Source organism: Ruegeria sp. CK1 (genome assembly GCF_056536545.1).
Genome location: NZ_JBQFPX010000016.1, coordinates 1 through 22852, shown reverse-complemented (window position 1 = coordinate 22852; position 22852 = coordinate 1). Strand labels below are relative to the sequence as shown.

The window sequence follows — 22852 nt, the reverse complement described above, 5'->3', positions numbered from 1 at the left end:
TCGGTTAAATGCGTTGCTGCATCCGCTAAGTCCCGACAAGCAAGAACGATGCAGATCAAGCTTGATCTGAAAGCGGAATTTGCGCCCATTGTGTTCAAGTTCGGTTTTGTCCGCAAAGCGGATGCTCATGCCGAGTGCAGCGAATGACCGCCACGAGCCCACTTTGACCGATGCTGCTCGATGCCCTAACGACAGCAATGCGTAGAGAGCGGACTTTGCAAAGTTCGGCGTGCGGCCCAAACCTATAGTTCGCTGGAAGCAAACGTAGCTTTACCTAGTGAGAGCAATCGCTAATCGTTACGGCTCCCGGTCTCATGGTTTGGCGGCAGACCGCTTATTGCGCATCGCTTTAACAATAGGCCAGGCGATGACCAGAAGTGTGGCAATTGCCAACATGGCTGAAAGCGGTCGAGTAACAAGTTCGGTCGCGTCACCGCGGCTGATCAGTAGTGCACGCCGAACGCTTTGCTCCGCCATCGGGCCAAGGATCATGCCTAGAATGATCGGAGCCAAAGGCACGTTGACCTTCTCAAGAAAATACCCGGCGATTCCGGCCAGGAACATGACCCACAGATCAACCGGGCGACCGTTGATTACGTAGACACCCACACACATCAGGATCAAGATGGACGGCACCAGCAAGACACCGGGAAGCCGTTGGAATTGCGCAAATACGCGCGTGGCGACGGCGCCTCCGAGCAGGAAAATCAGGAGAGAGGTGATCAGCATCTCCATCATGAATCCGCCAACAAGGACAGGGTTTTGGTGGAAAAGCTGCGGGCCAGGCTGCAAACCGTGGATGGTAAGTGCGCTTAGAACAAGAGCCGCGACAACATTGCCTGGGATGCCCAGAGACAATGCCGGAATCATAGACGCGGCGTTGTCGGCGTTGTTTCCGCATTCTGCGGCCGCGACGCCTTGCGGATTTCCTTTACCGAAGCTCTCAGGATCGTCGGAGGCATTCTTGGCAGCGTTGTAGCTGAGGAAAGCGGCAATGTTGCCACCTGCACCGGGTAGAATACCAACGCTGATCCCGATACCAGAAGACCGCAGCCAGGTCGGGATCAACTTACGCTTTTCACCAGCTTTGAACGGGACATCAGTCAGCTTGAGCTGTGCTGCGGACAGACCCTTGAGGTCGCACTTTTCTGCTAACTGCAAAACGGGCGGCAGAGCATAAAGGCCCACCAGAACAACAATCAGGTCAAGGCCACCCAACAGCCAAGTTTGATCGAATGTATAGCGAGCCTGCCCTGATAGGTTGTCGATGCCGATGGTGCCGATCAGTAGCCCCAGAACCGCCGCCATCATGCCTTTTACCGGGTCAGAACCGACCATCACTCCGACCGACGCCATGCCGAAAATCGCGATCCAGAAGTATTCTGCCGGGCCGAAGAACAACGTGACACGCGCGAGCAACGGCCCAACGGTCATCAAAGCAATAGCACTCGCGATGCCGCCCACAGCGGAGGACCAACACGCGATTTTCAGCGCCTTGGCTGCCTCCCCCTTATCGGCCATCGGAAAGCCGTCAAATGTGGTAGCAATCGAGGCTGGCGTACCGGGGATGCGCAACAGGATTGCCGGAATGGCTCCGCCATACATTGACCCGTTATAGATGCCCGCGACCATGGCCAAGGCGACTAGCGGGTCCATCGAATAGGTCAAGGGCAACAGCAGTGCTATGGCCATGACCGGGTTCAGTCCAGGCAAGGCACCGATAAAGACCCCCAGGAGGGTTGCACCGATCATGGTAACAAGTGGCCACACCGTCAGCACATTGCTCAGTGCCTGCGAATAGAACTCCATCTCAGCCCCCAAGTCCAACTAGTGCAGGCAGGGCCCCACGCGGCAGCGGCTTTTCCAGAAGCAGCGAAAAGACGAGATAGATAATACCCATGAAAACAGTAGCGACGATCAGAGCATAGAGGTCGCGCCGAAACCCCAATGCGATTGGTAACACCAGCATCAAAAGGAAAGAGGCCGGGTAGAAACCCAGCGGCACAATCGACGCCACATAAATGATGCCAATCACAATCGTGACCAGCATCTGCGCGGGCGCATCGACCAGCTTGCGCTCATACGTCGAGCCCGCGCGCGCGGCTTTGAGAACGACAGTTGCACCGATAAGCGTCAGGATAATGCTAAGTACCAGGGGATAGATGCCGCTTGCCCCGGTATAAGATGTGGCCATCCACGCGGCGACGCCACCCAGCCCAATAAAGATAAGGCCAAGTACAATATCCTGACGCTGTACCATCAGTTCGACAGCCCGAGGCTTTTGGACACCTCTGCCAATCCGTCAAACTCGGCTTGCAACCGGGCACCCAGATCATCGCCTTTCACGACATTGGGCACTTCACCTTTGGTTGCTAGGAACTCAACATAGCTTGGGTCGTTTACCGAAGTTTCAATTACGTCGGCGAGTTTTTCGACAATGGCGGGATCCATATCTTTTGGCCCCAGAATTGCGCGCCACAACAGTGTTTCTTTGTCTCCCATACCAAGCGCCTCCAGACCGGACGCATTCGGCAATGCGGCGACGTCAGCGGCCGACGTCACGATGGGGCAAGCGGCTTCGCCACTTTCGACGTAGGGCAATACCGTCGAGATTGACCCGCCATAGATGTCCACATGCCCACCAAGGAAGTTTTGCAGCGTCTCGCCAGCACCGCCGAAGGGGATCGGAACGGCGTCAATACCTTTGGTTTGGAAAATACGTTCGGCTGCCAACTGCATTGTGCCACCGATTCCGTCATTGCCATATGTGTACTTACCGGGGTTGGCCTCAAGCTCGGCCAGGAAACCGGCTCCGTCCGTTGCCGGGAAATCGGTTTTGACACACAGCGTATACGCCGTCTCAGAGGTCGAGGCGATGGGCGTGAAGCTGTCCAGTGAGTAGGCTACATTCTGCACTTGGGGAACGGTGGTCAGCGGGCTGTTCCAAGTCGCAAATAGGGAATACCCGTCTGGCTTGGCCTGCATGAATTGCGATGCTCCGACCGAGCCGCCGCCGCCACCGACATTCAGGACCGCAATGGATGTTCCCAGCGCCTCCTCCAGCAGGATAGCCAGTTTGCGGGCGCTGGTGTCGGTGCCGCCACCGGCACCGGCCGGGATCGTCAACTCAATGGCGCGTTCGGGATATTCGGCAAAAACCGGCGTCGCCAGCGTGGCAGCGGTCAATGCACAGATTATGGTTTTCTGGATGGTCATCTGGTCCTCCCTGGACAATCAGTTGTCAGTTGATCTCGCTGCGATAGCGGAATTGTGCCGCGCTTCCGCGAGCAATACGCCATTCAACGGGCTTGTGCTCGATGTCGAAGGCAGTTCTGTGAATGACCGCCAATGGATCGCCTGTTTTCAGTCTCAACTGTTTGGCAACGGTTTCATCAGCCGAGCCAAAAGTCAGATCGTCGGTGGCGCGCTGTACCAGCACCCCAAAGCGCTCGAAGTAAATCGGGTAGAGGAGCGGTCCCAGCGCATCTTCATTCAGTGTTTCAAATCCTGCGAATAGTGACGCGGGCACATAAATCTCCTCGAACAAAACCGGAAGGTCACTAAGGCTACGTACCCTGACGATCTTGATCACATCGTGCGTTCCCAGAGCTTCTGCGGCCTCTGTCGGGGCGGATGCCCGTGTGCGAACGATCAACTTGCTGGAGGGGATTGATAGCTGCGACCCATCCACCTCGCGCCACTGAAAGAAACGGAACAGCGTCGCATCGAATGACGGTGCCTTGACATATGTGCCCGAGCCTTGTCGCCGCTCCAGCAGACCTTCGCCAACGAGACCGTCGATGCTTTTGCGTACGGTGCCGACCGACAGCCCGTATTCCTTAGCCAGTTTCGTTTCAGATGGAATCGGCTGCTCTGCGGTCCAATCGCCTGCCGCGATTTGGGCAGCCAGAGTATCGCGCAGCCGAATATAGGCCGGAAGCCTGTCATCTGTGGTGTGAAATTGTGCTGCCATTTCTTTCCTCCCAGGAATCCTCTACCTTATATTGACCTATATAGTCAACTAGTCATATATATGACTTGGGAGGCCCACCAATGATCGACTTCGATTGCCATGCGCATGTCTACGAACAATTAGTTGCAGTTGAAGGTGCGCGTTATGCCCCTAACGCCTTGGCTCCATTGGACAAATGGCTTGAGCATCAGCGGACACATGGCCTGTCCGGCGGAGTTATTGTGCAGGTCAGCTTCTTGGGAGCCGATAATTCCCAGCTTCTTTCGGCCCTTGCCGGACTGGACAAGTCGCGGTTTGCTGGAGTCGCCGTGGTTCCAATCGATATCGGCGCTGAAGAGCTGGACGCACTAGTCGATCAAGGTATTCGCGGTGTGCGATGGAACCTGGTGCACGGCGCGGCCATTCCTGACTTCGGGTCAAAACCTGTCAGCGACTTTCTTGTTAAACTGCGCGCCCGGAACCTGCATCTCGAAATTCATCTCGAAGGCTCCCGCTTGGCTGACATCCTCGACCCGTTAACGGATCAGGGCCTGAAAGTCGTAATCGATCATTTTGGATTGCCGTCCGAAGCTAACCCGCTGCGAGACCGGATGGTTACAGCGGTCAAATCCCTTCAGCGCGAAAATCTGTACATGAAATTCTCGGCACATTACCGAACGCCGTTCGATCTGAGCCCGCATGCCCACGAGTTACTGTCGGCTTTATCAGCGGACAAAATAGTTTGGGGCAGCGACTGGCCACACACCCAGCACGAAACCGTCGCTGATTTTTCGGGCTGCATTGAGTTTGGTCGGAGCCTATGGCCTGCTAGCGACAATAGTGCAGTCACATCCCTTTACGGGCTGAAAAGGCTTCAGCGCGTTTAGACATTTAAACAATCAGGCACAGGAGATAGATCTAGAGCACAGGTCTGTCAGGTTCTAGGGCTTCCAAAAGCTGAGTGGCGAATGACCGGTTTGGGCTGCGAGCGGTCGATCATGTTCATCGCAGAAAATGGCGGCGCTGAGCCCATAGTTCTGAATGCCGCGTTCAGTACAAAGGACTGCTATTCGTTCAATTCTTCGCCCAGCCACTCGATAAGCTGATCGGTGTTTGGGTGAACGTCGCGCGATGAACCGCGAAAGACGGAAATCTCCGTCGGGCGAGCGATCATTTCCTTGCACGGTCGAATAAGCTTGCCTTCTGCGATCATCCCCTCGGTGGTTCTGCCCCAACCGAGAGCGATGCCTTGACCGGCTACAGCAGCTTGGAGAACTAGCGGATAGCTATCAAACGACACATATTTGGGAGGATTGGTCGTGTCGACGCTGACACCTTCGAACCAATCGTCCCAACCCGTCCAATCTTGCGGTGTTACCGCGTGGACCAATAGTGGAAACCGACCGACCCCATTCGGCGCAAGAGGTAGCTTTGCGTCCACGACTAGCGATGGGGCACAAACCGGAAAAATGTCGTCGGCGGCCGTAAAGACCAATCGGGCTGACCCCGAAGCGCGGCCAGATGTCTGCATGGCTACGTCAAAAGCCTCGGTGGTTTCAGTCAGCGGATTAAGGCTGCTCACGACGCGCAGCTCTACACCAGGGTGGCGCTCGTGAAACCGGGCCAGGCGCGGCATGAGCCAGTAGAACGCTTCACATAGTTGGCAGTGCAGGATCAGTTCAGAAGACCGACGCTTTCCCTGAATTGCAGCTACCTCGGTTCTGATATCGGACAGAGCTGCGCCAACGACCCTACCAAGCCGCCGCCCGGCATCGGTCAGAAATACTGCACGGTTGCGCCGCTTGAAGAGCGTGACGCCCAACTCCCGCTCCAGTGCAGCGATCTGCTTGCTCACCGCTGTCTGTGTCATCCCAAGTTCCTCCGCTGCACGAGTGAAACTTTCACAACGCGCCGCCGCCTCAAATGGCCGTAGACGAGAGAGAGGAGGAAGTGACATAACTGACAATCCATTCCTTTTAGTCATGCAAATGCACCGAGAACTCTTTTTTCACAAGAGTACATACATGCTTTTCTGGTCAGTAGTGTGGCAGGGATCAGTGACCAAGATGAAATGTACGCAAACCAATAGCCAGACCAGCATCGCGGTCTTCGCAATCATTGCTGCCGTTGCTGCTCTCTCTCTCGGCGACGCGCTGATCAAAGGAACTGGGCTGTCGCTTCCCTTGTGGCAGATGTTCATTTTGCGGTCATGCATGGTCGTGCCCATGCTCTGGTGGCTAACACACCGTCGCGGAGGGATAAAATTGAAGAATCCTGGTTGGGCCGTCCTTCGCGGCATTCTGCTCGTGCTCATGTGGTTGAGCTATTACTCAGCTTTGCCGCTTATGCCCTTATCGCTGGCAGCAGCGGCCTACTACACGGGCCCGCTTTTCATCGTCGCGCTGGCCGCAGGCGTTGCGGGCCGTTGGCCTCGGCACCGCGCCATCTTCGCAATCGCGGCAGGCTTCATTGGTGTGCTGCTCATTATCCAGCCTGATATATCAGATCTTGCGCTCGGAACGCTCATGCCGATCATCGCAGCCGCTCTTTATGCGTGTGCAATGGTGCTTACATCGGTCAAATGCCGCGACGATGATCCATTCAGTCTGGCACTTGTGCTGAATGTTGCGTTCATAGTCAGCGGGGCTGTCCTTGGCGTATTTGCCGGACAAGATGGATCATTTATTCTCGGCCCATGGCAGACGATAGGCTTGCGACTGCTGGTCACGCTTATGGCGCTCGCGGTGTTTATCTTGATTGGCAGTGTTGGAGCAGCAGTTGCCTACCAGCTCGGGCCACCCAATACAGTCGCAGCTTTCGACTACAGCTATCTCGCGTTCAGTCTGATCTGGGGCGGTTTGTTTTTCGCGGAGCTGCCCAACTCTCTGGGTTTGATTGGTATTCTGATCATTATTGGTGCAGGCCTCTTGGCACTTCCGAGCCAAGGTAGGGGGAATAGTTGATAGTTTGAGCTCTGCGAGAGCCTACATTCGCTCTGCTGTTTCGAATTTACACTTTGTCCGCATAGCGAGAATTGCAAAGTCGGATTTTGAAGGTCCGCTTCGGGCTGCCACCGGTCGCTGGCGCAAGTTGCAGATAAATTCGGTCTTGAACCCATAACGCGATTTTGCGGCTGTATGGAGAACAGCAACAAACTCCCTATATTCAAAATGCAGGCCATTTCTTGGCTCAGTTTCACTAGGTCACGACGGCTGGATTCTGAAACGCTCTCGGCCACCTAACAATCCGGTCAACGGATTTTTCACACAATAATACCTGGGATGTTGCCAAAACCCTCTTCAAGCGCGTCGATGAAGGCTGAAAGCCGACGCGGTTGGTGCCGGGCTGGGAGATACGCGACGTTTACATCGAGCATCGCTGCCCGCCAATCGGGAAGTAAATCAATCAGATCGCCTGACGCAAGTTCCGACGCAACAAACCATCTGGGCAAAACAGCCGCACCAAGCCCCGATAGCGCTGCGTGCTTTAGCGACATGATGTTGTTTGTCGACAACTTGGCAGCAACATTCGTAAGGTCAAAATTCGCTTCAAGAAGGTATTGGTATTCAAGCCTCAGAACCTGTTCGTCCCATTCCCCGCGTTCCTGCAATCGGTTGAGCGCGATAGACAGAGCCCGCCGTTCAAGTTCTGAGCAGTCTTGCAGTATAATGCAGCGTATCGAGTTCAGACCCAGTTGCTGTGCGGCTTCAAAGATGGCATGGCCATCGATCATCAAAAATTACTGATCCAGCAGGGGAAAACGACAAACGCCAAAGGCTTCGATTGACCGTTTTACCCGGGACACCTGACGATTGCTCGGTTTACGGACCCGCTTCTCCGCGACCATGATCTTTTCAATTGGAACATCGACGAATGTCAGGTCGCGGTGCAGGTTGTTGCGCTTGCCGGGCGGCGCCTGCAGACTCGAAGCAGACTTTGCCTCGTGACCATCTGCTACAGCTGACGGACCGGTCGGGTCAGGCTGTGCAGCACCTGGATGATCCACTAAGTTGTCAGACATTTTGTCATTTCCTTTCTCACTATTTGGAGGCGGGAAATGCGGACATGGAGAGCCGCAACGCCCGCCGATTACGGCGTTCGCTTCGAATAGGTTCTCCAAGGATTTTGGTTGTGGTGGCCAAAACGATGGATCCACATGTCGCTCCGGTCAACAGAAAAATTCTACATAGTCGACGAACACGCTTCAGGGCACTGCATTGCGACTTTTGACACCGGCCCATCGCCGGTCGGTGTTTCTCAGAACCCGCCCAGTCGGCAAATTCGTGGCAGACCGCACTGCCCTTTTATGCGAACTGCGTAGCGAAGCGGCGTCGGCATGGCGATCACCACCCAGGATACAGATCCAGGTCACATTCCGCAGGCTCAGCCACAGACAGATTTCTGGCAAGTCGGATTATCAGATCTGCACGTTCGATCTCGCGACGCCAGAGGTGTGACATGACCTCGTCAGGAAACATCAGTCCGAGCAGGTTCCCTGTTAGCTGATAGAGCTTTCGCTGTTGATCTCCATAAATTCCCTGTTTTGCGGAGTAGGGAAACTTACACTATCCACCTGAAATAAAGTAATAAAAATTTCGCCGCTTTAGAGAAATTTGCCTAAATTCGCATTTTTCCCTGTAAAAATCCCTGTTACCAGGGAAAATTGGCGCAGACCGGATAGCTTGAGACTGCAAGCACAGCCATATTTTCCGGAAAGCCAGGAAACTAAGGGGCCAAGAGAGCCGCTGCAACGTGCTGTCTGTTTTAGCATTCTCAAACCGTGACAAAACAGCCGAAAATCACCCCGACAAGAGCACGCGCAAACCTAGATACGATGCACCTCTTACGACAAGCGCTGAGGTCACGTCATCTGTATCTGAAAGCGCCTACCCGATGGTTATCAAGCAGTCGGAGCCATTTGAGGCGTCCATTTCAACTTATGCAGCAAGCGCTTCCACCGGCCTAGACGCCTCGTTTTCTTTGTGCATCACGGATAAGCGCCGCCAAACGGTAAAACCCGTGCGCCATCTTGGTATATGGAGTCAGCAGGAAGAATGTCAGAACCGATCCAAGATGGATAGCAAGAAGAGCCGGCATCAGAGCTGTTGAGGCAAGAGCATAGAGAACCAAACCGCTAAAACCTACGAATCCAAGCAACAGGATGAAGCCTATGTCGCCTCCCCAAGCTGTAGGGTCGCCGAGATCGCGGTCAGACTTTTGCTTGAGAACCGCCATAGCGCCGCATCCCACTGTTAAAAGAATACCACCGGAAATCCCGAACAGCTTTGGCAAAGACCAGAACCCATATGGTGCGTACATACCGAAGCCGTAGTGCATGACCGTTGCCACCGATGTGGACGCAAAGCACAGCAGGAAGCCATACATGACGGCGTGGTGGATGTGACGCCGACCTTGGCTAAAGCGGTCCTCGTCCTCGAAATTGCAACCTTCGCCATGACCGGCGGCTAGATCCTGCATTTTACCCGCACGCTTAAACGCAGCCATTAAGTCGGCCATTTGTATGGGTTTGCCACCAACCTCGGTCCAATAGCGCCGAAGGCTTATGGCTATACTGAACAAAGGCAGCAGAAATGCTGGTGCAAAGATCGCAACCATGGCGTTGTGCGACAGGACAGCATAAAAGCCGTCGCCCCCGCTCGACCCAATGGCGCGTATGGCCCAAAACAACAGGGCAAATCCGATCACAAGTGCCAAGGCTATGGCTCCACCATGCGTGTGAAACCGGCGCGCCAATGGTTGGGGCCATGCGAAGCTTTCCCAACTGTCTCGCCGAACTTCGGCCAGAGCCTTCGGCAGGTTCAGGTCGAATTCATGAGGTGCCGTGTACTGACAGGCGTAGTAGCACCCTCGGCAGTTGTGACACAGATTGGCCAACTGGGTGATGTCCCCGTCTGAAAACGTGCGTTCCGCATGCAAAGAGGGAAAGACCGAGCAATAGCCTTCGCAATATCGGCAAGCGTTGCAAATCTCGGCCTGACGGCGAGCTTCTTGAATCAGTTCAGTTTGCATAAGCGGCGGCCTCACGTCCTGCGATGCGTCCAAAAACGGTTCCAATGGTCATGCCAAAACCAGCCAGGTAACCTTGCCCAAGGATCGATCCGGCCATGGTCTCGCCGGCTGCCCAGAGGTTTTTGATCTTGCCCTTGGGCGTCGAGCACTGCGCCGTTTCATCAACCTTCAGCCCCAGATAGGTGAAGGTAACGCCGGTCCGCAGCGAGTAACCATAGAACGGAGGTTCGATAATCGGGCGGGCCCAATTTGTCTTGGGTGGTGTCAAACCTGATGTGGCGACACCGTCCAGTTCGGTCGGGTGAAAACCGCTGGTATCTCCGCATGCGGCGTTGAACTCGGCGACAGTTGAGGTCAGTTTATCGGCCGGTAATCCCATCATCCCAGCCAGGTCTTCTAAAGTGTCCGCTTTCAGCGGGGGAAACACAGATGGCATGAACAGGTTCAGCGATTTTGCATCGATGATCACATATCCTACTTGATCCGGCTGAGCTGCCACCAGACGCCCCCAGATCGCGTAACGCTTTGGCCAGACATCCTCGCCTTCGTCATAGAACCGCTCTGCGTTTTTGTTCACGACTATTGAAAACGGCACGCAGTCCAGGCGGGTGACAATCCCGCCATCGAACTTGGGCGCGCGCCCGTCGATAGCAACGGCGTGGCATTGTGTCGGATCACCGACGCTTTCGACACCTTGATCAAGAAGGTCGGCCAGCACCACTCCTCGGTTGTAAGGGGTACCCCGGATCAGGAAATTCTTAGCTGGTTCACCCCACGCACGCGTGAGCCAATCGGTGTCCGCCTGAAACCCGCCTGAAGCAACGATGACGGCTTTCGGCGCAATCCGGTGAGATTGTCCTTGATAGGTATACTCAACCCACTCGATCTGGTCGCCATTCAGCTCTAGATGCGTCACCGCAGCCTCGTACAGCACCTCAACGCCCAGCCCTGCCGCAGTTCTGTAATAGGCGTTCACCAGAGACTTGCCGCCCCCCATGAAAAAGGCGTTTGTACGCGCCAGTGACAGCGTGCCAGAAAGAGAAGGCTGGAACCGAACCCCGTGCTCCTCCATCCATGGCAAGCATTCCTCCGAAGTCCGGATCGCCAGACGAGCCAGATGCTCGTCGGTTTTGCCGCCAGTAACTTTCAACAAATCCGAGAGGTACTCGTCTTCACTGTACTCCTCGATTAGCGGCCCCATAGGGGCTGAGTGCATGCAGCGAAAGTTTCGTGTGTGGCGTGAGTTTCCGCCACGATAGGGTTTCGGAGCAGTTTCAAGGATCAAAACGCGGGCGCCGGCCTCGGCTGCGGTCATCGCGGCGCAAAGCGCAGCGTTTCCACCACCAATCACAGCGATATCGTAAGCTTCCTTTTGGGTGGCCATATCGTGTCTACCTACTGATTTTCGTCGTTTGTACGGTCGCGTTCTTGCAACGCGCGGATACGCATCCGCTGTGCGGCCTGAATATGCGCACGCATTTCTGCTTCGGCTGCGGCACCGTCGCGGGCTTTCAAAGCCTCCATGATCAGCCGATGTTCTGCCACCGCTGCATCGGCCCTATCGTTGTCCAGCAATTGGGATGGCCCGAGAATTAGGAGTGCCTTTTGCAGCGATAACATGGACTTTGCCAGAAACCGGTTCTTGGCAGCATCCAGCAGCGTTGCGTGAAATATTCGGTTGATCCGGGCGGCGTCTGGACCTGTGCCCGCCTCGGCCAGTCGGTCATTCAGCACCTCTAGCTCATCCAGCTCGACATCTGACGCAGCCCGCGCCGCAAGCCGTGCAGCCGTTCCCTCAAGTACGGCGCGCATCTCATAGAGTTCCATCACCTCTGCGTAGTCCAGGCTGCGCACGGTTGCGCCCTGCCTGGGAACATGGGTGACCAGCCCGTCCGCCTCAAGCTGCCGGATCGCCTCGCGCACAGGTGTGCGGCTAACACCCAGCCGTTCTGACAACTCAATCTCACGCAGGCGTTCGCCGGGCGGAAGGGTGCCCTCGCGAATCTCTTCCAACAGGCGCTGGTACGCGGAATTGCCCTGTGGGCCGGGCTGCAATGGGTCGTCCTGAATGGTCATCGCGCACTCACTTGTCTAACTGCGTCCAGTTGTATACATTTGGATACAACACGAGTCAACAACGCTGGAATCGCACATTGCCAAGCCAGAGCAACCCGCCTTCTCTTCTAATGAAACGTGCGATGACACTTGGTCTTGCCTTGCTTGGCACTGGGGTGTTCTGGGCTCTGAATCTGCCCCTGCCCTTTTTGTTCGGGCCGATGACTGCCTGTCTGATTGCGGCGCTAGCGCACGCGCCAATGGAGGGGTTTGGCCCGGTCTCTGTTGCCGCCCGCACCATACTGGGTGTGGCGGTAGGGGCGTCGATTACACCGGCTTTATTTGGCGAACTGCCAAAGATGGCAGCGTCGATTACGTTGGTTCCGGTTTTTATCCTGCTGATCGCGTTGGTCGGGGTTCCCTTCTTTCGCAAAGTCTGGGGCTTCGACACCACCACCGCTTTCTACGCCGCAATGCCAGGCGGACTTCAGGACATGATCATTTTCGGCACAGAAGCAGGTGCCAACCCACGTACACTGTCGCTGATACACGGCACCCGCGTGCTGATCATTGTGACTTTGGCACCGCTGTTTTTGACTGTGTTTTACGACGCGCAGCTAACCAACCCGATCGGAGAGCCGATGCGCGACTTACCGGTCCACGAACTGGCCCTGATGGTTCTAGCCGCCTTGGTCGGCTGGAAAGGTGGCGAGAAGATCGGCCTGTTCGGCGCATCCATCCTAGGACCGATGATTTTGACGGCTGGACTCTCACTTGGTGACTTCATCCACACCCGGCCCCCACGCGAGGCCATCTTGGCCGCACAATTCTTCATTGGTTGCGGGATCGGCGTGAAATTCGTCGGTGTTACATGGGTCGAACTTCGCCGTGTTGTGGCGGCGGGCTTTGCCTACGTCATCGTGCTTGCCATTTTGGCCGCAGGTTTCACCGCTGTTGTTACAACCCTTGGGTTTGGTCGCCCGATCGAGGCATTTCTGGCGTTTGCCCCCGGCGGTCAGGCTGAGATGACGGTTTTGGCCATCGTTTCAGGCGCGGATCTTGGCTTTGTGATCACCCACCACCTGACACGGATTGTTCTGGTGATCATCGGCGCGCCGATAGCGGCCAACCTAGTTCTGCGTTGGTCCAGACCGCGAGAATGATTTTGTTGGCCCCCCCGTCAAGGAGCGGTCATTCATGTTCAACACGAAACTTTGCGCCGTTTCTAACCCAAGCGTTTCTTGAACCTCAGTGTTGCAGCCAACAGTCCAAAAACTGCAAAACCGATCATCCAAAGGATTTCCCATCGCAGCTCAAACAGCGATGCGTCTCGCAGAACGACACCACGGATCATTTCCATGAAGTGAGTTGCTGGCAGGACTTGCGCGATGATCTGAACCGGTTGCGGCATACCATCGAATGGAAACATGAAACCGGACATCAGGATCGAGGGCAGCAAGACAAAGATAGTCATTTGCATCGACTGAAGTTGGTTCTGGGCGAGCGTGGAAATCACCAACCCTAGCGACAGGCTGGCAATGATGAACAAAAGCGTCACTGCCAGTAAGGTGCCCAGCCCACCATGTATCGGCACATCAAATAGAACGTGGCCAAGGCCCAAAATGATGCCGACCTGAATGAGACCAAGAAAGATGTACGGTATGATCTTTCCCACCATCAATTCGACGGACTTGATCGGGGTGTTGATCAGCATCTCCATATTGCCCAGCTCGCGTTCTCGGACAATAGCGGCTGAAGTGAACAAGATCATCGTCATAGTCAGGATGACGCCCACAAGGCCCGGCACGATATTGACCGCTGATCGCTGCTCGGGGTTGAAATACAGCGTCACCTCGAAGGTGGGAACTTGTCGGTTCGGCGGAAGCTTCAGAAGTTCAGTCAGGGGCATCGTCCGCAAGGATTTGATTGCGCTTGCAACCATCGTGTCCGACCCATCCACAATCCAATGGGCAACAGGCCGGCTGCTGGTCAGGTCTGTTGAATTGGGCAGGCCCAATCCGATAGATGGGCTGCGCGCAAGCCGCTGGCTAACGTCTGGTGGGATGATAAGAGCTGCGCGCACGCGTGACTCGGTGATCGCGCGCTCTGCCTCCTGAGGGGTGGTGAGGTTTTCGGTTATTGTTACGACCTGAGTGGCCTGAACAATTTGCGCCAATGTGCGGGACAGCTCAGTTCGTGACTGATCCACCAAAGCGACGGGTACGTGGCGCAGGTTGGTGTTGATCGCATAACCGAACAGTAGCAGCTGGATCAGCGGGATCATGATGACCATTGCAAATGTCATCCTGTCCCGTCGCAATTGGAGCAGTTCTTTTTTCAATACAGCAGCAACACGACGTACAGAGATCATTTTTCAGGCTCCCGCGTTGCACTGACAAACACATCTTCCAAATTTGGCCTTTGCGGTGTCAGGGATAGATCAGCAAAGGCACCCAGTTGGGCACGCAGCATTTCCACTGGCTGAGGTTCGGATTTGTCTACCAAAACGCGCAACCGCGAGCCGACCTGAGCGGTCGATAGGATTTTGGACTTACCATCCAGCGCGCGTTTAACATTACGCAGGTCAGGGCCTTCGACCTCAACTACATCAGCCTGAAGATCGTCCATCAATTCGCGCGGAGAACCATCCGCTTTTTTCGCCCCGTGCTGCAAGATGGCCAAGCGATGGCAGCGCTCAGCTTCGTCCATGAAATGTGTGGAGACAATCATTGTCGCGCCCTGATCGACCAGATCGAACAATTGCTCCCAGAACGTCCGGCGTGTTTCAGGGTCAACGGCTGAAGTCGGTTCATCCAAAAACAAAAGCTTCGGTTGGTGAATGACGGTCGCTGCAAGTGCTAGCTTTTGTCTCTGACCACCACTCATACTACCGCTGAGCTGATGCACGTTCGATGTCAGGTCATAAGTGTGCAACAGTTCGTCGATCCGGCCCTTGGCCGCTTTCACAGGTATGCCATAGATCTCTGCCGCAAACCTGAGGTTTTCCAACACCGTCAGATCACGGTAGTAGGAGAAAATCTGCGTCATATAACCGATTTCGTTCTTCAGCGGCTCTGCCGCTTCGGGCATCGACTGACCCAGAACCGAGACGGAACCACTGCTTGGTGTCAGCAAACCAGTTAACATGCGCATGGTCGTGGTCTTGCCGCAGCCGTTGGGACCCAGAAATCCGTAAATTTGGCCTGTTCGAATTTCTAGGTCCAGGTTGTCGACTGCTGTGTTCTCTCCAAATCGCCGAGTCAGCCCCTGCGTCGAGACGACGACATCGCTCATGGCATGGGAACCTGCACCGGAACACCTGCGGGTAAATCCGGCGCTGCGGTGGGCAGGTCGATCTCAGCCAGATAAACAAGGCGCGTCCGATCATCTTGGTTCAACCCGTAATAGGGCGTGAAAGACGCGTCATCGCTGATCCATCGGATGACGCCATCCAGCGGTTCATCCAGCCCATCAACGCGCACTTCAAGTTTGTCGCCCGGCTTAAGATTGACGCGGTGCGGCTCAGGCACGTAGACGCGCGCATATGGCGTTTGACCAGTGACCATCACGGCAACTGGGCTTCCATAGGTCACCCGTTCCCCAAGGTTCCAGGGCAGCGAATCCAGTACACCGTCGCGGGTTGCAACAACGGATAGATCGTCCAGAACGGTCTGTTCGGCCTCGACTGAAGCCTCTGCAGCTTTCACATTAGCTTCAGCAACCGCCAAGTCTTCGGGACGTGTACCGTTTTGTAACTCCCTCAAGGATTCCCTTGCGCTGGCCAATTCGGCACGCGCAGAATCCCGCAAGGCCAGATCATTTGCGACCTGCGCCTCGGTCACGACAAAGTTTTCGACAAGTTTGACGTTTCTTTCGTAAATGGTTTCGGCATCCGCGAGCCTTGCAACGGCACCCGCAACCTTCGCTTCGGCAATTGCAATCTCCTCCTCCCGTGGTCCGACTTGCAGCTTCAAAAGAGTGGCCTCTGCTTTTTCAAGCTCGGCCTGCGCCAAACTCAGCTTTGCGCTTTGCAAAGTGGGGTCGAGCTGAACCAACATATCGCCTGCCTTGACGACAGTCCCTTCGGCAACCGGCAAATCAACGACGATTTCGCTGGCAGTGGCAGTCAAAGCCACCCGGTCTCGGGCCAATACGCCCAACGCCACGCTAGTATCGGAACCTGAGCACCGGTCCAAAAAGGCTGGTAATATGGCCGCCAGCATCAAAGGTATGGGGATCGTCATATTCAGCAAGGTTTCCCTCCGGTTTCTGGTCTTTGATTGCCTAAGGCTGGTCGTTGAACCATACAATCAGGGAATTCATTTTGTACATAATCGTCCGCGATCACGTGAGGTTAGGCAAGGTCGCGCAGGCAGCCGCAAGCAAAAATACCTTGGGTAGAATGGACTTTGCGCAGCGGAAATCGCGTTTTGCCACCTAACACCGATAAAGACCCAACAGGTTCATTCCAATGATACCCAAAGAACCTGAGCGTCTTCCTTACTGGTCGACACACAGCCATGCCCCATGCTGCTATCATAATAAAGCGAGTCCCCCGCCTTCATCGGAAGAGGGCGATAATGCTCCGATATAAAAATCAATTCGCCGCTTAAAACGTACATAAATTCTTCACCGGAATGACGAATCCAAGGATCAAACTCGGAAATTTCACGAGCCCGGATCGTGGCAACGTATGGCAACATCCTTTTGCTTGTCAGGTCTGAGCACAGCAGCTCGTGCAAATAAGTCGCCGTTTCACGAAGTTCTCCCTGCCCCTTGGGAGTAAAGTCGCGACGGCCGGTAATGCCCGTTTGACCCGATTGCAAAAACAGCTGAGGCGGCTTCAAATCCAACGCCTGGGTTAATCGTCGGACGATCTCGAAGCTGGGTTTGGTTTGGTTGTTTTCAATCTTGGATAAGGTGGACCGCCCGATCCCCGCGGCTCGACCGGCTTCTTCCAAAGTCCAGCCTTTTTCCCGTCTGGCATCACGGATTGAACGCCCGAGCGCAGCCCCTTCATCCAGTTCCTCAGAGACAGAGGCGTCATTTCTTTGATCTTCACCCATGAAATTCTCCGCTTTTCTCCAGAGCTTACAAATTCCCTATTACGCACGCAACTTAACGAATGTGAGAAAAATGTTGCTTTTCAGAACATTTCTCCACTATAGGAAATAAAATTTCGAACTGGAGATTCGAGGAGGACACCATGTTCAAAACGACGCTTGTCGAAGCCGATCCAACAATCGCTGCCTCTATTGCTCGTGAGGGTGCGCGTCAGGCTGAACAGATTGAGCTGATCGCATCAGAGAACATCGTTTCGCTGGCTGTGATCGAAGCACAGGGATCTGTCCTCACCAACAAATACGCGGAAGGATATCCGGGTCGCCGTTACTATGGTGGTTGCGAATTCGTGGACGAGGTTGAACAGGAAGCCATCGACCGGCTGAAACAGTTGTTCGGTTGTGAATATGCCAACGTCCAGCTGCACTCTGGCGCGCAGGCTAACGGCGCGGTCAAGCTGGCATTGCTCAGCCCCGGTGACACCATCCTGGGCATGTCCTTGGACGCCGGTGGCCACCTGACCCACGGCGCAAAACCGGCGCAATCTGGCAAATGGTTCCGTCCGGTTCAATATGGTCTGACCGATGCGGGCCTGATCGACTACGATCAGGTCGAGGCGCTGGCGAAAGCCGAAAAGCCCAAGCTGATCATCGCCGGTGCGTCAGCATATTCGCAAAAAATCGACTTTGCCCGCTTTCGCGCCATTGCAGATGAGGTCGGCGCCTGGCTGTTGGCTGACATGGCCCATATCGCCGGGCTGGTTGCAACTGGCCTGCACCCCTCGCCCATCGGGCACGCGCATGTCGTCACGTCGACCACGCACAAAACCCTGCGCGGCCCGCGCGGTGGCATCATCCTGACAAATGACGAGGCGCTGGCGAAAAAAATCAACTCGGCCGTGTTCCCCGGCTTGCAGGGCGGCCCCTTGATGCATGTGATCGCAGGCAAGGCAGTCGCATTTGGTGAAGCGCTGCAGCCTGAATTCAAAGACTATATGCAGCGCGTTGTCGACAGTGCCTCGGCACTGGCCAACGTGATGATGGCGCGCGGGTGCGACATCGTTTCGGGCGGCACTGAAAACCACCTTATGCTGGTTGATCTGCGCCCAGTCGGCGTAACCGGCAAAGACGCCGAAGCGGCGCTAGAGCGTGCAGGATTCACCTGCAACAAAAACAGCGTTCCGGGTGATCCCGAAAAGCCCACTGTCACCAGCGGCATCCGTCTTGGTACGGCCGCAGGCTGCAGCCGTGGGTTTGGACCAGAAGAGTTCAAACAGATTGGCCACATGATCGGTGATGTGTTGGACGCGCTGGCACAATCGTCTGACGGTGACAAGACCGTCGAAAAGGAAACCCGTGAAAAGGTCCGCGCGCTCTGCGCAAGCCACCCGATCTACTGAAAGAATACCAAATGACTTACGATCTTATTGTCATCGGGGGCGGTCCGGGCGGCTATGTCGCCGCGATCCGCGCGGCACAGCTGGGCCTGAAAGTCGCTTGCGTTGAAGGCCGCAGTGCGCTTGGCGGGACCTGTTTGAATGTGGGGTGCATACCCTCCAAAGCGTTGCTGACCTCCTCGGCCAAATATGCCGAACTTGCACATCTCTCCTCCCACGGTATTGCGGTCGAGGGGGCCAGCATCGATGTGCCCGCAATGATGGGACGCAAGGACAAGATCGTAGATGACTTGACCAAAGGCATCGCGTTTCTGTTCAAGAAGAACAGTGTCGATTTGATCGAAGGCTGGGCCAGTATTCCTGCCGCCGGGCAAGTCAAAGTGGGCGATGATGTCTATCAGGCGAAGAACATCCTGATCGCTACCGGCTCGGAACCAACCCCACTGCCGGGGATCGAGATCGACGAACACGACATTCTCAGCTCAAACGGCGCGATTGCCTTGGACAGTGTGCCAGAACATCTGGTTGTGATTGGTGCAGGTGTAATCGGTTTGGAACTCGGCCAGGTCTGGGCGCGTTTGGGTGCCAAAGTCACAGTGGTCGAGTATTTGGATCGCGTTCTGCCCGGAATTGATGGCGAGATCGCCAAGCTGGCACAACGTGCGCTGTCCAAGCGTGGACTGAAGTTCCAGCTGGGCCGCGCGCTGAAATCAGTCGGCAAGACAGATGCAGGTCTGGCGCTGACCGTTGATCGTGTCGGCAAGGACAAGGAAGAAGTGATCGAGGCCGACAAGGTACTGATCGCCGTTGGCCGCCGCCCTGTTACACGCGGGCTTGGTCTGGAAGACCTCGGCGTTGTTGCGAACCAGCGTGGTTTCATCGAAGTCGACGAAACATTCCAAACCTCGGTGCCCGGCATCTACGCCATTGGCGACTGCGTGCCCGGCCCAATGCTGGCACACAAGGCCGAAGAGGACGGCGTTGCCTGTGTCGAGATGCAGGCAGGTCAAGCTGGTCACGTCGACTACAACACGGTTCCGGGCGTGGTTTACACCGACCCCGAGGTTGCCTCGGTTGGACTAACCGAAGAAGCGCTGAAAGAGGCTGGCACCGAGTATTCGGTTGGCAAATTTGCCTTCATGGCCAACTCGCGCGCGCGTTCAACCGGAGACACCGACGGTGCGGTCAAGGTTCTGGCAGATCCAAGCGGCACAATCCTCGGCGCGCATATCTGCGGCGCTCATGGCGGCGATCTGATCGCCGAGCTGGTTTTGGCCATGACCAAAGGCGCCACCGTCGCCGAAGTCGCCTCCTCATGTCATGCACATCCGGCAATGGGTGAGGCAGTCAAGGAAGCCTGCCTTGACGCCATGGGCCGCGCGATCCACGCGTAAGAAGGAGCCGCCAGATGACCATCCAGCTTCGCCCCCGCCACCCCGAAAAGGCCAAGAAGGCAGACAGTGTCATTCCCCGCAAGCCCAAGTGGATTCGCAAGAAAAAGGGCGACAGCGCAGAATACTATGAAACTCGCCGCCTGATGCGAGAGCATAACCTGGCGACGGTCTGCGAAGAAGCCGCCTGCCCCAATATCGGCGAATGCTGGTCCAAGCGCCACGCCACCATGATGATCATGGGTGAGGTCTGCACGCGCGGTTGTTCCTTCTGCAACGTCGCCACCGGTCGCCCGGATGCGCTGGACGCATTCGAACCGGGCCGCGTCGCGGCTGCTGTTAAGAAGCTGGGTCTTCGTCACGTGGTGATCACATCGGTTGACCGCGATGACTTGGATGACGGCGGCGCCGAACATATCGCGCAGACCATTCGAGCAGTGCGGCACCAAAACCCGGAAACCACTGTCGAAGTTCTAACTCCGGACTTTTTGGGAAAAGGGACTGCCCCAGATCTGGTATTCGACGCCGCGCCGGACGTATTCAACCACAATCTGGAAACCGTCCCGCATCTGTACCCGACAGTGCGCCCCGGCGCGCGGTACTATACCTCGCTGCGCCTGCTGGACGACGCCAAGCGCGCAAACCGTGAGATCTTTACGAAATCCGGTCTGATGGTCGGACTTGGCGAAAGCCTCAGTGACGTGCGCCAAGTGATGGATGACCTGCGCGCCGCAAATGTCGATTTCCTGACAGTCGGGCAATACCTGCAACCTACTCCGAAACATCACCCGATCAACCGGTTCTGGTCACCGGAAGAGTTCGCCCAACTGGAGCAGATCGCGCGCTCCAAGGGCTTCCTGCACGTGTCAGCCACTCCGTTGACCCGTTCCTCGTTCCACGCGGACGAAGACTTTGCCGCTCTCAAGCAGGCCCGCCAACGGGCCATTGCTAACGGGGCATAAACCTAACGCTATTGGGAGGGAAACCATGGAAGCGTTAAATTCAATCGTAGGGGCCATTAATGGCGTCGTATGGGGGCCGCTGATGCTGGTTCTCATCCTTGGCGTTGGCTTCTTCCTGCAGGTGGGGCTGAAATTCATGCCGATCCTGCGCCTCGGCACAGGCTTCAGCCTGCTGTTCAAAGGCCGTGAAGGTCAGGGCGAAGGGCAGATCAGCCCGTTCAACGCGCTGATGACCTCGCTGTCGGCGACCATCGGTACGGGCAACATCGCCGGTGTGGCCACTGCTGTCTTCCTGGGCGGTCCAGGCGCCTTGTTCTGGATGTGGATGACCGCCCTGGTGGGCATGGCCACCAAATATGCCGAAGCTGTCTGCGCGGTAAAGTACCGTGAAAAGGACGAACTGGGCAACTTTGTCGGCGGACCGATGTACTACATCAAGAACGGTCTGGGCGCGAAGTGGGCCTGGCTAGGCGTCGCCTTCGCGTTGTTCGGTGCAATCGCGGCCTTCGGCATCGGCAACGGCGTACAGGCAAACGGCGTGGCGCAGGTTCTGGAATCGAACTTCGGCCTGAATACCTCGATCACCGGTGTGGTTCTGATGGTTCTGACGGCTGCCGTGATCCTGGGTGGCATCACCCGCATCGGTGCGGTTGCCGGTAAGCTTGTTCCGTTCATGGCAATTGCCTACATCATCGCTGGCCTGCTGGTTCTGCTGATCAACATCGGCAACATCGGTCACGCGCTGTCGCTGGTCTTCACCTACGCCTTCACCCCGTCAGCCGCCGAAGGTGGCTTCGCGGGCGCAGCCGTCTGGGCCGCGATACGTTTTGGTGTAGCACGAGGCGTGTTCTCGAACGAAGCCGGTCTGGGTTCGGCCCCGATCGCGCACGCAGCAGCTGAGACAAAAGGTCCGGTCAACCAGGGCCTGATCGCGATGCTTGGGACGTTCATCGACACCATCATTGTCTGCTCGATCACCGGTCTGGCGATCATCGCTTCGGGCGCATGGACTTCGGGTGAATCGGGCGCGGCATTGACCTCTCTGGCCTTCGCAAACTCACTGCCGGGCGGTGGTCACCTGATCGCAATCGCACTGTCGATCTTTGCCTTCACCACCATTCTAGGCTGGTCGTTCTACGGGGAAAAATGCGTCGAGTTCTTGCTGGGCGTCAAATCCCTGATGCCCTACCGGGTGCTGTGGATCGTTGCAATCTACTTCGGCGCAACTGCGGATCTGGGCTTCATCTGGCTGCTGGCGGATACGCTGAACGCCATGATGGCCATCCCGAACCTGATTGCCTTGGCCCTGCTGAGCCCAATCGTGTTCAAACTGACGAAAGAGTTCTTCGCATCAGGCGGCCAGTCAGAAGAACCGGGTGGTTCACCAGCCGAATAGCTTTGGCCAAAAGAAACCGGAGGGCCATCCCGGCCCTCCGCCTTTGAAAACAGAATTCCATACCTCGAGGAGAGACGTGATGGCCACGAAAATCCTGCTGCCGATTGATCACACCGAAGAACGCTCGTGGAAAAACGCCCTGCCGCTCGCACTGGAACAGGCGAAGTTTTACGGCGCCGAGTTGCACGCGGTTGCCGTCATCCCCGAGATCATCCAGCTGCCGAACCTGCCCGCGAACTACGGCGCAGGCGCAAAAGAGCACGTGCGCAATGCGGTTCAGGCCATTCTGGATCATGGCAACGCCTCGGATGTGCCCGTGCATGTCGAAGAAGGTAGCGTCTACCGCGAAATCCTGAAGCTTGCCTATAGGGACGGCTTCGATCTGATCGTCATGGCGTCGACCAAGGGCGATTTCCCGAATTATGAGATTGGCCCGAACCTGTCCCGTGTCGTGCGCAATGCGCATTGCACCGTGATGGTCGTTCGCGACCAGTCCCGCTGATTGAAAGGTTAGAACGATGACCGAACTGAATCGCACTCCGCTTTATTCATTGCATGTTGAGTTGGGTGGTAAGCTGGTTGATTTTGCGGGTTGGGAGATGCCTGTTC

The 22852-nt window shown here is 56.0% G+C and carries 22 protein-coding genes; 8 read left to right on the top strand and 14 right to left on the bottom strand.

The features are described 5' to 3' along the window. Positions 1-312 precede the first annotated feature (312 nt). The 4 genes from ACR0L3_RS20350 to ACR0L3_RS20335 are packed head-to-tail and all read right to left on the bottom strand — an operon-like array spanning position 313 to position 3973. Positions 313-1809: a tripartite tricarboxylate transporter permease gene (locus ACR0L3_RS20350; RefSeq protein WP_480747617.1), complete on the bottom strand. Its 1497-nt coding sequence runs from the start codon at positions 1807-1809 to the stop codon at positions 313-315. A gap of 1 nt (position 1810) precedes the next feature. Beyond that, positions 1811-2260: a tripartite tricarboxylate transporter TctB family protein gene (locus ACR0L3_RS20345; RefSeq protein ID WP_480747616.1), complete on the bottom strand. Its 450-nt coding sequence runs from the start codon at positions 2258-2260 to the stop codon at positions 1811-1813. Continuing rightward, positions 2260-3216, bottom strand: a complete 957-nt coding sequence (locus ACR0L3_RS20340; protein ID WP_480747615.1) for a tripartite tricarboxylate transporter substrate binding protein — start codon at positions 3214-3216, stop codon at positions 2260-2262. The genes ACR0L3_RS20345 and ACR0L3_RS20340 overlap by 1 nt, the downstream gene beginning before the upstream one ends. A gap of 25 nt (positions 3217-3241) precedes the next feature. Further along, a complete protein-coding gene (locus tag ACR0L3_RS20335) occupies positions 3242-3973 on the bottom strand; it encodes a GntR family transcriptional regulator (protein ID WP_480747614.1) in 732 nt (243 codons plus the stop codon). Positions 3974-4053: 80 nt separating this feature from the next. On the opposite strand from ACR0L3_RS20335, the gene ACR0L3_RS20330 reads away from it, so the two are divergent. Further along, on the top strand, positions 4054-4839 hold the full coding sequence (locus ACR0L3_RS20330; protein ID WP_480747613.1) for an amidohydrolase family protein: 786 nt from the start codon (positions 4054-4056) through the stop codon (positions 4837-4839). Between the two features lie 179 nt (positions 4840-5018). On the opposite strand, the gene ACR0L3_RS20325 is transcribed toward ACR0L3_RS20330, so the two are convergent. Beyond that, positions 5019-5909: a LysR family transcriptional regulator gene (locus ACR0L3_RS20325; protein ID WP_480747612.1), complete on the bottom strand. Its 891-nt coding sequence runs from the start codon at positions 5907-5909 to the stop codon at positions 5019-5021. Positions 5910-6018: 109 nt separating this feature from the next. Between ACR0L3_RS20325 and ACR0L3_RS20320 the strand changes: the two genes are divergently transcribed. Next, complete coding sequence (locus ACR0L3_RS20320) at positions 6019-6915, top strand: DMT family transporter (protein ID WP_480747618.1); 897 nt, start codon at positions 6019-6021, stop codon at positions 6913-6915. Positions 6916-7214: 299 nt separating this feature from the next. On the opposite strand, the gene ACR0L3_RS20315 is transcribed toward ACR0L3_RS20320, so the two are convergent. The 5 genes from ACR0L3_RS20315 to ACR0L3_RS20295 all read right to left on the bottom strand — a co-directional run bounded on the left by ACR0L3_RS20315 (position 7215) and on the right by ACR0L3_RS20295 (position 12058). Continuing rightward, positions 7215-7685 (bottom strand): LysR substrate-binding domain-containing protein, encoded by a 471-nt coding sequence (locus tag ACR0L3_RS20315; RefSeq protein ID WP_480747611.1) that lies wholly within the window; start codon positions 7683-7685, stop codon positions 7215-7217. A gap of 6 nt (positions 7686-7691) precedes the next feature. Continuing rightward, the gene (locus ACR0L3_RS20310) at positions 7692-7973 is read right to left on the bottom strand and encodes a hypothetical protein (protein WP_480747610.1); all 282 of its coding nucleotides are present in this window, start codon (positions 7971-7973) and stop codon (positions 7692-7694) included. Positions 7974-8914: 941 nt separating this feature from the next. After that, on the bottom strand, positions 8915-9982 hold the full coding sequence (tcuB, locus tag ACR0L3_RS20305) for a tricarballylate utilization 4Fe-4S protein TcuB (protein ID WP_480747609.1): 1068 nt from the start codon (positions 9980-9982) through the stop codon (positions 8915-8917). Then, positions 9972-11366 (bottom strand): FAD-dependent tricarballylate dehydrogenase TcuA, encoded by a 1395-nt coding sequence (tcuA, locus tag ACR0L3_RS20300; RefSeq protein WP_480747608.1) that lies wholly within the window; start codon positions 11364-11366, stop codon positions 9972-9974. Before tcuA ends, tcuB begins: the two co-directional genes overlap by 11 nt. A gap of 11 nt (positions 11367-11377) precedes the next feature. Next, complete coding sequence (locus ACR0L3_RS20295; protein WP_480747607.1) at positions 11378-12058, bottom strand: GntR family transcriptional regulator; 681 nt, start codon at positions 12056-12058, stop codon at positions 11378-11380. A 122-nt stretch (positions 12059-12180) separates the two neighbouring features. Here ACR0L3_RS20295 and ACR0L3_RS20290 point away from each other — a divergent pair, with 122 nt between their 5' ends. Then, positions 12181-13200: an AbrB family transcriptional regulator gene (locus ACR0L3_RS20290; protein WP_480747606.1), complete on the top strand. Its 1020-nt coding sequence runs from the start codon at positions 12181-12183 to the stop codon at positions 13198-13200. 62 nt (positions 13201-13262) lie between these two features. On the opposite strand, the gene ACR0L3_RS20285 is transcribed toward ACR0L3_RS20290, so the two are convergent. The 4 genes from ACR0L3_RS20285 to ACR0L3_RS20270 all read right to left on the bottom strand — a co-directional run bounded on the left by ACR0L3_RS20285 (position 13263) and on the right by ACR0L3_RS20270 (position 17103). Then, positions 13263-14408: an ABC transporter permease gene (locus tag ACR0L3_RS20285; protein ID WP_480747605.1), complete on the bottom strand. Its 1146-nt coding sequence runs from the start codon at positions 14406-14408 to the stop codon at positions 13263-13265. After that, complete coding sequence (locus tag ACR0L3_RS20280) at positions 14405-15331, bottom strand: ABC transporter ATP-binding protein (RefSeq protein ID WP_480747604.1); 927 nt, start codon at positions 15329-15331, stop codon at positions 14405-14407. Before ACR0L3_RS20280 ends, ACR0L3_RS20285 begins: the two co-directional genes overlap by 4 nt. Further along, on the bottom strand, positions 15328-16281 hold the full coding sequence (locus tag ACR0L3_RS20275; protein ID WP_480747603.1) for an HlyD family secretion protein: 954 nt from the start codon (positions 16279-16281) through the stop codon (positions 15328-15330). The genes ACR0L3_RS20280 and ACR0L3_RS20275 overlap by 4 nt, the downstream gene beginning before the upstream one ends. Positions 16282-16500: 219 nt before the next feature. After that, positions 16501-17103, bottom strand: coding sequence for a helix-turn-helix domain-containing protein (locus tag ACR0L3_RS20270; protein ID WP_480747602.1), 603 nt, complete (start codon positions 17101-17103; stop codon positions 16501-16503). Positions 17104-17243: 140 nt separating this feature from the next. On the opposite strand from ACR0L3_RS20270, the gene glyA reads away from it, so the two are divergent. The 5 genes from glyA to ACR0L3_RS20245 all read left to right on the top strand — a co-directional run bounded on the left by glyA (position 17244) and on the right by ACR0L3_RS20245 (position 22745). Then, on the top strand, positions 17244-18497 hold the full coding sequence (glyA, locus tag ACR0L3_RS20265) for a serine hydroxymethyltransferase (RefSeq protein WP_480747601.1): 1254 nt from the start codon (positions 17244-17246) through the stop codon (positions 18495-18497). Between the two features lie 11 nt (positions 18498-18508). Next, entirely contained in the window at positions 18509-19888 is a 1380-nt protein-coding gene (lpdA, locus tag ACR0L3_RS20260; RefSeq protein ID WP_480747600.1) for a dihydrolipoyl dehydrogenase, read from the top strand. A 14-nt stretch (positions 19889-19902) separates the two neighbouring features. After that, positions 19903-20847 (top strand): lipoyl synthase, encoded by a 945-nt coding sequence (gene lipA / locus ACR0L3_RS20255; protein WP_480747598.1) that lies wholly within the window; start codon positions 19903-19905, stop codon positions 20845-20847. Positions 20848-20872: 25 nt separating this feature from the next. Continuing rightward, on the top strand, positions 20873-22243 hold the full coding sequence (locus ACR0L3_RS20250; RefSeq protein WP_480747597.1) for an alanine/glycine:cation symporter family protein: 1371 nt from the start codon (positions 20873-20875) through the stop codon (positions 22241-22243). Positions 22244-22322: 79 nt separating this feature from the next. Beyond that, the gene (locus ACR0L3_RS20245; protein ID WP_480747596.1) at positions 22323-22745 is read left to right on the top strand and encodes a universal stress protein; all 423 of its coding nucleotides are present in this window, start codon (positions 22323-22325) and stop codon (positions 22743-22745) included. Positions 22746-22852 lie beyond the last annotated feature (107 nt).

Excerpts from the sequence above, each read along its gene's own strand:
- glyA (WP_480747601.1), top strand. The coding sequence starts at position 17,244 with ATGTTCAAAACGACGCTTGTCGAAGCCGATCCAACAATCGCTGCCTCT.
- lipA (WP_480747598.1), top strand. The coding sequence starts at position 19,903 with ATGACCATCCAGCTTCGCCCCCGCCACCCCGAAAAGGCCAAGAAGGCA.
- ACR0L3_RS20275 (WP_480747603.1), bottom strand. The coding sequence starts at position 16,281 with ATGACGATCCCCATACCTTTGATGCTGGCGGCCATATTACCAGCCTTT.
- ACR0L3_RS20350 (WP_480747617.1), bottom strand. The coding sequence starts at position 1,809 with ATGGAGTTCTATTCGCAGGCACTGAGCAATGTGCTGACGGTGTGGCCA.
- ACR0L3_RS20320 (WP_480747618.1), top strand. The coding sequence starts at position 6,019 with ATGAAATGTACGCAAACCAATAGCCAGACCAGCATCGCGGTCTTCGCA.
- ACR0L3_RS20250 (WP_480747597.1), top strand. The coding sequence starts at position 20,873 with ATGGAAGCGTTAAATTCAATCGTAGGGGCCATTAATGGCGTCGTATGG.
- ACR0L3_RS20340 (WP_480747615.1), bottom strand. The coding sequence starts at position 3,216 with ATGACCATCCAGAAAACCATAATCTGTGCATTGACCGCTGCCACGCTG.
- ACR0L3_RS20315 (WP_480747611.1), bottom strand. The coding sequence starts at position 7,685 with ATGATCGATGGCCATGCCATCTTTGAAGCCGCACAGCAACTGGGTCTG.
- tcuB (WP_480747609.1), bottom strand. The coding sequence starts at position 9,982 with ATGCAAACTGAACTGATTCAAGAAGCTCGCCGTCAGGCCGAGATTTGC.
- lpdA (WP_480747600.1), top strand. The coding sequence starts at position 18,509 with ATGACTTACGATCTTATTGTCATCGGGGGCGGTCCGGGCGGCTATGTC.
- ACR0L3_RS20280 (WP_480747604.1), bottom strand. The coding sequence starts at position 15,331 with ATGAGCGATGTCGTCGTCTCGACGCAGGGGCTGACTCGGCGATTTGGA.
- ACR0L3_RS20330 (WP_480747613.1), top strand. The coding sequence starts at position 4,054 with ATGATCGACTTCGATTGCCATGCGCATGTCTACGAACAATTAGTTGCA.
- ACR0L3_RS20335 (WP_480747614.1), bottom strand. The coding sequence starts at position 3,973 with ATGGCAGCACAATTTCACACCACAGATGACAGGCTTCCGGCCTATATT.
- ACR0L3_RS20290 (WP_480747606.1), top strand. The coding sequence starts at position 12,181 with ATGACACTTGGTCTTGCCTTGCTTGGCACTGGGGTGTTCTGGGCTCTG.
- ACR0L3_RS20245 (WP_480747596.1), top strand. The coding sequence starts at position 22,323 with ATGGCCACGAAAATCCTGCTGCCGATTGATCACACCGAAGAACGCTCG.
- ACR0L3_RS20285 (WP_480747605.1), bottom strand. The coding sequence starts at position 14,408 with ATGATCTCTGTACGTCGTGTTGCTGCTGTATTGAAAAAAGAACTGCTC.
- ACR0L3_RS20345 (WP_480747616.1), bottom strand. The coding sequence starts at position 2,260 with ATGGTACAGCGTCAGGATATTGTACTTGGCCTTATCTTTATTGGGCTG.
- ACR0L3_RS20295 (WP_480747607.1), bottom strand. The coding sequence starts at position 12,058 with ATGACCATTCAGGACGACCCATTGCAGCCCGGCCCACAGGGCAATTCC.
- ACR0L3_RS20310 (WP_480747610.1), bottom strand. The coding sequence starts at position 7,973 with ATGTCTGACAACTTAGTGGATCATCCAGGTGCTGCACAGCCTGACCCG.
- ACR0L3_RS20325 (WP_480747612.1), bottom strand. The coding sequence starts at position 5,909 with ATGTCACTTCCTCCTCTCTCTCGTCTACGGCCATTTGAGGCGGCGGCG.
- tcuA (WP_480747608.1), bottom strand. The coding sequence starts at position 11,366 with ATGGCCACCCAAAAGGAAGCTTACGATATCGCTGTGATTGGTGGTGGA.
- ACR0L3_RS20270 (WP_480747602.1), bottom strand. The coding sequence starts at position 17,103 with ATGGGTGAAGATCAAAGAAATGACGCCTCTGTCTCTGAGGAACTGGAT.